This window comes from bacterium (assembly GCA_030685015.1).
In the GTDB taxonomy this organism is placed as follows: Bacteria; CAIWAD01; CAIWAD01; order CAIWAD01; family CAIWAD01; genus CAIWAD01.
The window spans coordinates 22,382-30,188 of sequence record JAUXWS010000079.1 but is presented as its reverse complement, the minus strand read 5'-3'; the positions used below and the strand labels follow the sequence as shown (position 1 = coordinate 30,188).

General features: G+C 72.1%; 5 protein-coding genes. 2 read left to right on the top strand and 3 right to left on the bottom strand.

The features are described from left to right. The 3 genes from Q8O14_11625 to Q8O14_11615 all read right to left on the bottom strand — a co-directional run. The coding region (locus Q8O14_11625) for a geranylgeranyl reductase family protein (GenBank protein ID MDP2361376.1) at nt 1-883 on the bottom strand (883 nt) is incomplete at its 3' end. Then, nucleotides 876-3,341, bottom strand: coding sequence for a UvrD-helicase domain-containing protein (locus Q8O14_11620; GenBank protein MDP2361375.1), 2,466 nt, complete (start codon nt 3,339-3,341; stop codon nt 876-878). The genes Q8O14_11620 and Q8O14_11625, both read right to left, overlap by 8 nt. A 176-nt stretch (nt 3,342-3,517) precedes the next feature. Then, nucleotides 3,518-5,203 (bottom strand): DEAD/DEAH box helicase, encoded by a 1,686-nt coding sequence (locus tag Q8O14_11615; protein ID MDP2361374.1) that lies wholly within the window; start codon nt 5,201-5,203, stop codon nt 3,518-3,520. 293 nt (nt 5,204-5,496) lie between these two features. Between Q8O14_11615 and Q8O14_11610 the strand changes: the two genes are divergently transcribed. Both Q8O14_11610 and Q8O14_11605 read left to right on the top strand, forming a co-directional pair. Beyond that, nucleotides 5,497-5,865, top strand: coding sequence for a response regulator (locus Q8O14_11610; GenBank protein MDP2361373.1), 369 nt, complete (start codon nt 5,497-5,499; stop codon nt 5,863-5,865). Nucleotides 5,866-5,978: 113 nt separating this feature from the next. Then, nucleotides 5,979-7,790, top strand: a complete 1,812-nt coding sequence (locus Q8O14_11605; GenBank protein ID MDP2361372.1) for an N-6 DNA methylase — start codon at nt 5,979-5,981, stop codon at nt 7,788-7,790. Nucleotides 7,791-7,807: the final 17 nt, after the last annotated feature.

Here is a 7,807-nt window from a genome sequence, read left to right as displayed (position 1 = left end):
CGCCGCGCGCCGCCAGCACCGCCTGGGCGGCCCGCTGGCCGCTGCGCAGGGCGAAGAAGATCCCCTCGCCGGAGATAGGCTCGCAGAAGCCCGCCGCGTCGCCCGCCAGCACCACGCGGCCCTGGGTCGGCCGACGCGCCGGCCGGTCCGGGATGGGCCATCCGGCCACCGGCCCGCCCGGGAGGCCCAGCCGCTCCAGGTAGGCGGCCAGCAGGGCGCGCTGGCCGCCTGTGTGCGCGCCCCAGCCGCCCACTCCCGCGGTGAGGCAGCCCCGCTTGGGAAAGCGCCAGCCGTAGCCCCAGGGGAAGAGACCGAAATCCAGGCGGGGCACCGGATCGCCCTCCCCCGCCACCTGCAGTTCTAGCGCCGCCCCGCCCGGCGTGAAGTTCGGCTCCAGTTGGCGCCGGATGCGGGAGAGGGCGCCGTCGGCGGCCACCAGCCAGCGGCCCTGCACCTGGCGCCCGTCCTTCAGACGCAGGTCGACCTTCTCCCCGCCCCCGAGCCCCGTCTCGACGCGGACTGCCTCCGCCTCCTCCACGAGGCGGACTCCCGCCGCCTCCGCCCGGCGGACGAGAAACTCGTCCAGCTCCAGGCGCTGGACAAAGGCCATGCGATCGCCCAGGCGGCGGTCGGCCACCAGGCTGCCTGCGTGCCAGACCTGGAAGCGATCGTCCGTGACGTGATACAACGGTTCGACGGCGGCGCCATGCAGCTCCTCGAGGAGGCCCAGCGAGCGGGCCGCCAGGAAGCCGCCGCACAGCTTGTCCCGCGGGAAGCGCCGCTTCTCCAGCAGGAGCACGTCCACACCGGCCCGCGCCAGCACCAGGGCCGCCGTCGCGCCCGCCGGACCGGCCCCCGCCACCAGGACTTCCGCCTCAGCCATGGACGGCCTCCCCCTTGACAAACTCCGACCAGCCCGCCGGCCGCCCGCGGCCGTCCAGGCGCCAGGCGACGCAGCACAGCTCCCGCCGCGCCCGGGTGATTCCCACGTAGCAGACGCGCCGCTCCTCGGCCAGACCCTCCCCCTGCTGGTTGCGGAAGTCGGGCAGGATGCCCTGGCAGAGCCCGGCCAGCCAGACCTTGTCGAACTCCATGCCCTTGGCGGCGTGGATGGTGAGGACGGGCACCGCCCCCTCCTCGAGCAGGTCGACCGGGCGGGCCAGGGCGGCCTGCTCCAGCACGGCGCGCAGGGCCTCCCGCGGGGATCGCCGGGCCAGCTCCCCCTCGTCCAGCCGGCGCACCCAGCGGACCAGGCGGACCAGGGCGCGGCTGGCCTCGCCCCCCGGCAGCCCGCGTCGGAACCAGTCCTGGCCCAGCACGAAGTCGAGCAGCTCGTCGGGACGCAGGGTGTCGGCCAGGATGCGCAGCTTGTCCATGCGGGCGGCCCAGGACCCGAAGGTGGGCGTCGCTGCCGCCACCAGGTCACGGCGGTCCTCGCGGTTCTCGAGCAGGGCGGGCACCAGGCGGGCCAGGAGCAGGGCGGTGGCGCCCACGTCGTCCATGGCGCGGTGGGTGGGGCGCCGGGGCAGCTCCAGGCGCGTCGCCAGGTCGCCCAGGCGCATGGAGCCGCTGCGCAGGACGCGGCGGGCCAGGAGCAGCGTGTCGGCGGCGGGCCAGGCGGGCGGCCGCAGACCCAGGCGGCGGGCCTGGCCGGCCAGCATGGCCAGGTCGAAGGCGATGTTGTGGCCCACCACCAGGGAGTCGCCCACGAAATCGGCCAGCTCGGCGAAGGCGGTGGCCGGATCCCGCCCCTCCCGCCGCAAGGTCTCGCCGTCCAGGCCGTGGACGGAGGCCGAGGCCCCCAGCGGTCGCGTCGGACGCAGCAGCAGATGCAGGCGGTCCAGTTCAAGGTCCCGCGACCAGCGCTGGCAGGCGATCTCGACCACCTCGTCCTGCTCCGGATCGAGACCCGTCGTTTCCACGTCCAGCACCACGTGATGGCTGCCCTCCCAGGCCTCCAGCAGCGGGGCGAAGGGATCCCCGCGGCGCAGGGTCTCGCCCGCGACCAGATCGGTCAGCGCCAGGTGGCAGTCGGCCAGGTGGGGCTGGATCCGCTCAAGCAGGCCGCGCAAACCGGGCTCGGGACCGCCCCAGGCCAGCCAGTGACGCAGGGCGGCGGCGTCCTCGCCGTTGACCGCCAGGCGCAGGGGGGCCAGCAATGCGCGCACCTCGGAGCGCCGCGAGAGGCGCAGATCCTCCTCGAGCAGGGGCGTCAGGCCGGCTTTCTCAAGTTCGGCCGCCACCTGGCGGCAGACGCCATTGGCGCGGGCCAGCACGGCGCAGGCGGAACCATCCGCGGCGCGGGCCTTGAGGTCCTGGGCGATGCGGCGCGCCGCCTCGGCCGGGTCGTCGGCCAGCAGCCAGCGCACCGCCTGGCCCTCGGGCAGGCCGGGGGCGGGCCGCAGGATCGTGTGGCGCTCGGGCAGCCCGGCGGCCACCCGTCCGGCCAGCTCCAGGATGCGGTGCGTGCCGCGATGGTTGGTGCTCAGCTGGAGGACTTGAGGATCGCCGCAGACGCGCCGGAACTCCTCAAGCAAGCGCTGGGGGCGGGAGCCGCGCCAGCCGTAGATGGTCTGGTCCAGATCGCCGAAGAAGGCCAGGTTGCCATGTTCCGCCGCCAGGATCTCGAGCAGGCTCCACTCGGACAGGTGCGTGTCCTGCACTTCGTCCACCTGGATCCATTGGAAACGCTCCTGCCAGCGCCGGCGGGTCTCGCCCTCCTCGGCCAGCAGGGCGCGGGCCTGGTGTACGAGCAGCGGATAGTCCAGGCTGGCCGTGGCCTTGAGACGGCTCAGGTAGGCGCCCAGCCAGGCGCGCCGCTCGCCGTCCAGGCCCTGCAGGGCTTCTGCGGCGATGGCGCCCAGGGTGCAGGCGGCCAGGGGCAGGGCGGAGAGCCGGCGGCCCCAGTCGTGGTAGAGGGCGCGCGCCTCCACCGCGGTATCCGCCCCCAGCTCCAGGCGACGCGGATGGCAGCGCTCGAGCAGGTCCAGGCTGTCCAGCTCGTCCTGGATGCTGAAGACGGCGGGCAGGCCGGCGGCGCCGCTCTCCTGCCTCAGCAGGTGGGCGCAAAAGCCGTGGAAGGTGAAAACGGCCACCTCGCGGGCCGCCTCGCCCAGGGCGGCCACACGGCTCCTCAATTCCCGCGCCGCGCGGTTGGTGAAGGTCAGGCACAGGCAGCCGGCGGCGGGCATGCCGCCGTGGATGGCCGCCGCCAGGCGGCGAGCCATGACCAGGGTCTTGCCGCTGCCCACGGGCGCCAGGACCAGCAAGGGGCCGCGCTCCGTCCGCACCACAGCTTCCTGTTCTGGGGTCAGCCTGATTTCATCGCCGCGCTCGGTCATGGGTCGGTCACCGGCCTTTCTTCTCTGCCCGCCCGCCAAGGTGGGAATCGGCCGGGGAAGAGGCGTCCCCGCGCCCGGTCGGCGCCGCCGGCGCGGCCGGTCCTGTCCATGAAAAGGGGCACCACCGACCAGCGTGATGCCCCCAGGCTTTCCTTGTGCGAAGGGCTGGACGAGGATCAGGCCTCGCCCGCGGGAGCCGCCGGTGCCGAGGCTGAAGACGACTCGGCCTCACCGCTTCGCCCGCGGCCGCGCCGGCGCCGGGGTCGCCGGGGGCGCTCGCTCCCGTTCCCCGCAGGCGGTGCGCCCTCTCCGTCGGCTGTCACCTGCTCTGGAGCAGGTTGATCGCTGGAAGCATTTACGGCGCGCGATTCAGTTGCAGGCGAACGACGTGGACGGTCGGGCCGTCCCCGCGGCTCGTCCCGCTCGCGGTGCCGCGGCCGGCCGGGAGCGTCCGGGATGTCCTCGAAGCGCAGTTTCTCCTCAGGCAACTTGGGGGGAAGATGAAGGGTGTGGTGGTAGAAGTCGTCGAGGAGAAGGGCCAGCAGTCGGCGCCCCTCATCGCTCTGGGCCAGCTCCTCGGCCAGGGGCGTGAAGCGGTCGATGCGCTCGTTCATCACGCTGCCGGCGTCGCGCAGCTGCTCCTCGAGCAGGACGGTGGTGCGCTCGCAGACGCGCTGGCTGACCTGCTCCAGATTGGGCAGTTCCTTTTTCTGCAGCGGGATGTGGAACTTGCCCTGGATCTCGCGCAGGGGCAGCTCGTCGCGGTAGGTGACCAGCGTGATGCAGCGGCCGCTCTTGCCGGCGCGCGCCGTGCGGCCCGCCCGGTGCACGTAGATCTCCAGATCCTGCGGCACGTCATACTGGAAGACGATGTCCAGGTCCTGGATGTCGATCCCGCGGGCGGCCACGTCGGTGGCGATGAGGAAGCGCACCTTGTGCTGGCGGATGAGCCCCATCACCTTCTCCCGCGCCGTCTGGGTCAGGTCGCCGCTGATGCGGTCCACATCGTAGCCGGCGTTCTGGAGGAACTGGAAGAGGTACTCCACCTCCGATTTGCGATTGCAGAAGATGAGGGCGTTGGCCGGGTTCTCCATCTCAAGGATGCGCACCAGGGCGCGGTCCTTGTCCATGGGATCCACCGTGTAGTACTCGTGGGTGAGGGTCTCCACGCCCACATTGTCGCCGCTCAGGGAGAGGAACTCGGGGTGGTGGAGGAACTCCTTGGAGAGGTTGAGCACGGCGCGGGGCATGGTGGCGCTGAACATGAGGCTGCGGCGCTTCTGGGGAAGCCAGCGGCGCACCTTGCGCATGGCCGGGTAGAAGCCCATGGAGAGCATCTCGTCGGCCTCGTCCAGCACCAGGTAGCGCACGTGGCCGGCAGTGAAGGTGCCGCGGTCCAGGTGGTCCAGCACGCGGCCCGGCGTGCCAATGACGATCTGCGCCTTGTTCTCCAGATCCTTGAGCTGCTTGCCGTAGGCCACGCCGCCGTAGAGCAGGGCATGGCGCACCGGGGTGCCCTCGGTCAGGCGCAGCAGCTCGGCGTGGACCTGGATGGCCAGCTCGCGGGTGGGGACCAGGATAAGGGCCTGGCATTCGGCCAGGGACTCGTCCAGCTCCAGCAGCAGGGGCAGCAGGAAAGCGCCTGTCTTGCCGCTGCCGGTGTGGCTCTGGGTGATGAGATCCTGGCCGGCGCGGATGAGGGGAATGGCCCGGGCCTGCACCTCCATGGGTTCCGCCCAGCCCAGGGCGGTCACCCTTTCCCGGTAGCGGGGGGGCAGCTCCTCGAAGGTGAATAGTGGATGTGGGGCGCTCGCGGGCTGGGATTCGACTTCCGGCGTGGCCGGGACGTGTTGGTCGGACATGGACTCTCTCGTTGAAGGCCGCCGCCATCGTCCGCCGACGAGCCGGATGGCCGAATGATGCCGGGGAAACGGCGGCGGGTGAAGCGGCAGCACGGTTGTAACCGCATGGTGGCGCACCGCGACGCGGCTGGACCCCAGGCTGGCGGATCCAACTTAGCAAAGCAGGGCGGCCGGAGCAGAAGTGTCGGGAGGCTATTGTGAATTTTTCAACATCTGCTATCTTGGCGCGTCAATTCGCCCGGTCCAGGGCGCCGATGTGCGGCGACCACCCGGCGGCAACAGGAGACGGATAGATGGCACGCATCCTGATCGTGGACGACGATGTCGATATCATCGAGGCCAGTCGCGTCATGCTGGAGATGGCCGGACACCAGGTGGAGGCAGCCTACAGCTACAAGGAGGGCCTCGACGCCGCCCTCAAGCTCAAGCCCGATCTCATGATCCTGGACGTGATGATGGACGAGCCGGACGACGGTTTCGCGCTGGCCCAGGCCCTGCGCGGTCGGGGCATCACCACGCCGATCATCATGCTGACCAGCGTCAGCCGCGTCACGGGCATGCACTTCGGCGTGGACGACGACCTGCTTCCCGTCAACGATTTCGTGCAGAAGCCGGTGGATCCGGCCGTGCTGCAGGAGAAAGTGCGCGCCCTCCTGGCTTGACCCTTCCCATCCCTTGCGCCGCCTGGCGCAAGTGGACCCTTTCTGTCGATCGCCGGACCCGGTCCCAAGCCGGGTCCGGTCTTGTAATGCGCCCTTCGCCGGGGGCGGCGGCAGTGACGAACCGACACTCCCTACCTTTCACCATGACGCATCCCGACGAGATGACGGCCCCGCCCGCGCCACAAGCCGCCCGGACTGACCGCCGGCCAGCGGAGGACAGGCTGCCTGGCCTGGCTGCCACCCTGCTGCAAGCCTCCCTGGAACAGGAGCGGGGTGGGCCGCTGCCGGCCGGCCGCCGCCGGGCGCTGGCCGCCCTCCTGGCGGGACGTCTGGGTGCGGGCGGCCCCCCCGCGTCGGGCAAACCGCTTCCGCTCCCACCGCCAGCAAAAGGTCCGGGCCAGTCGGGCGAGCTCTTCCAGGACATCCTGACCCGCCTGGATCCCCGGGCCGCCCGGCGGGGCCTGGTCTACACCCCCTGGTCCCTGGCCCGCCATCTGGCCACCCTTCTCGAGCCGGACGCGGCCCAGCGCTGGCTGGACCCGGCCGCCGGGGCCGGCATCTTCCTGCAGGCCGCCGTGGCGCTGGGCGCGACGCCCGCCCGCTGCCACGCCCTGGAATGGGATCCCGTCGCGGCGGAACTGGGCCGCAACCTCCTGCCCGCCGTCCGCTGGCGTGTCCAAGACACCCTGGCTCCGCTGGACGAGCTGCCCCGCCGCTGGCGAGGCTCCTTCGACCGCGTCATCCTCAACCCGCCCTTCCGCAATGGAGTGGAGGGGCGTGAAGCGGCCTGGGTGGCCCGGCGCGACGAACTACGCACCCGCTTCGCCACCGCCCACGGCCCCTTCGACCTCTACGTGCCCTTCGTCGAGCGGGCCCTCGACTTCCTGGCCCCCGGGGGTAAGCTGGGCCTGCTCTTGCCCACCGCCTGGCTGGCAAGCGCCTTTGGCGGCCCCCTGCGCCGCATGCTGGCCGCGCGCACGATCCTGCTGCGCCTGCAGCATGCGCCCGGTTGCCGGTTCTTCCCCCGCGCCGACTTTGAGATCCTCCTACTTGTCGTCCAGGCCAAGCCGCGCCAGGCCGCACCCGGCTCGCCCCCGCCCGACCTGCTGGTGGAACAGCTGGACCGCCAGGTGCTGCCACGCGCCGCGCACATCATGCCCCAGGCGCAGGTGGAGGCCCTCGCCCGGCCGGGATGGGGGCCCCTCCTCTGCCCGCCTTCCCGTCGCCGGGGCTCCCTCACCGGCGCTCTGGGCCAGGACCACGCCGTGCTCGCCTCGCTCAGCGCCGCCGAATTCTACACACTGGAAGTGCGGGAGTCGCCCCGGCCCGCGACCAGTGAGCTGATGCTGCTCAGCTCGGGGGCAATCGAGCCCTTCCACCACACCTGGGGCCGTCTCTCCGTGCGCTTCCGCGGATCCCGCCGCCGGCATCCGGTCGTGCCGGCCGCCTCCCTCTCCTCCGCCCGCCGGGAGCAGAGCGCCGCGCCGCGCGTGCTCATTGCCAACCTCAGCCGGCGGCTGGAGGCCGTGGCAGTGGAGGCGGACACGGCCTTGGGCGTGGTCAACGTCATCCAGGTTCTCTGCCCGGACATGGAGGCGGCCCATGGACTGGCGGCTTGGCTCAACTCGGCGCCGCTGCAGGAATGGGTGCGCACCTGGCACGACCCCCTGCGCCTGAACGGGCAGCTCAGCCTGAACCGGTCCCTGGTGCGCGGACTGCCGGCGCCGCCCGCCCGCGGCCGGCCGGGCCAGGAGGAGGACGCCCGCCGCCTGGCCACGTTGGGGCGAGGGTTGGCGGCGCTGGCCGAGCGCGGGGATCTGGACTCGCCCGGAGCGGAGGCGGCCCGCCAGGAAGTGGATGGATTGGCCGCCCGCTGGCTGCCGTTGGAGTCCTCTTCCGCCGAGGCAGGAAAACTTTCCGTGTGACCAGCATCTGATCCGCC

Coding starts and splice junctions, on each gene's coding strand:
- Q8O14_11610 (MDP2361373.1), top strand. CDS start 5,497: ATGGCACGCATCCTGATCGTGGACGACGATGTCGATATCATCGAGGCC.
- Q8O14_11615 (MDP2361374.1), bottom strand. CDS start 5,203: ATGTCCGACCAACACGTCCCGGCCACGCCGGAAGTCGAATCCCAGCCC.
- Q8O14_11620 (MDP2361375.1), bottom strand. CDS start 3,341: ATGACCGAGCGCGGCGATGAAATCAGGCTGACCCCAGAACAGGAAGCT.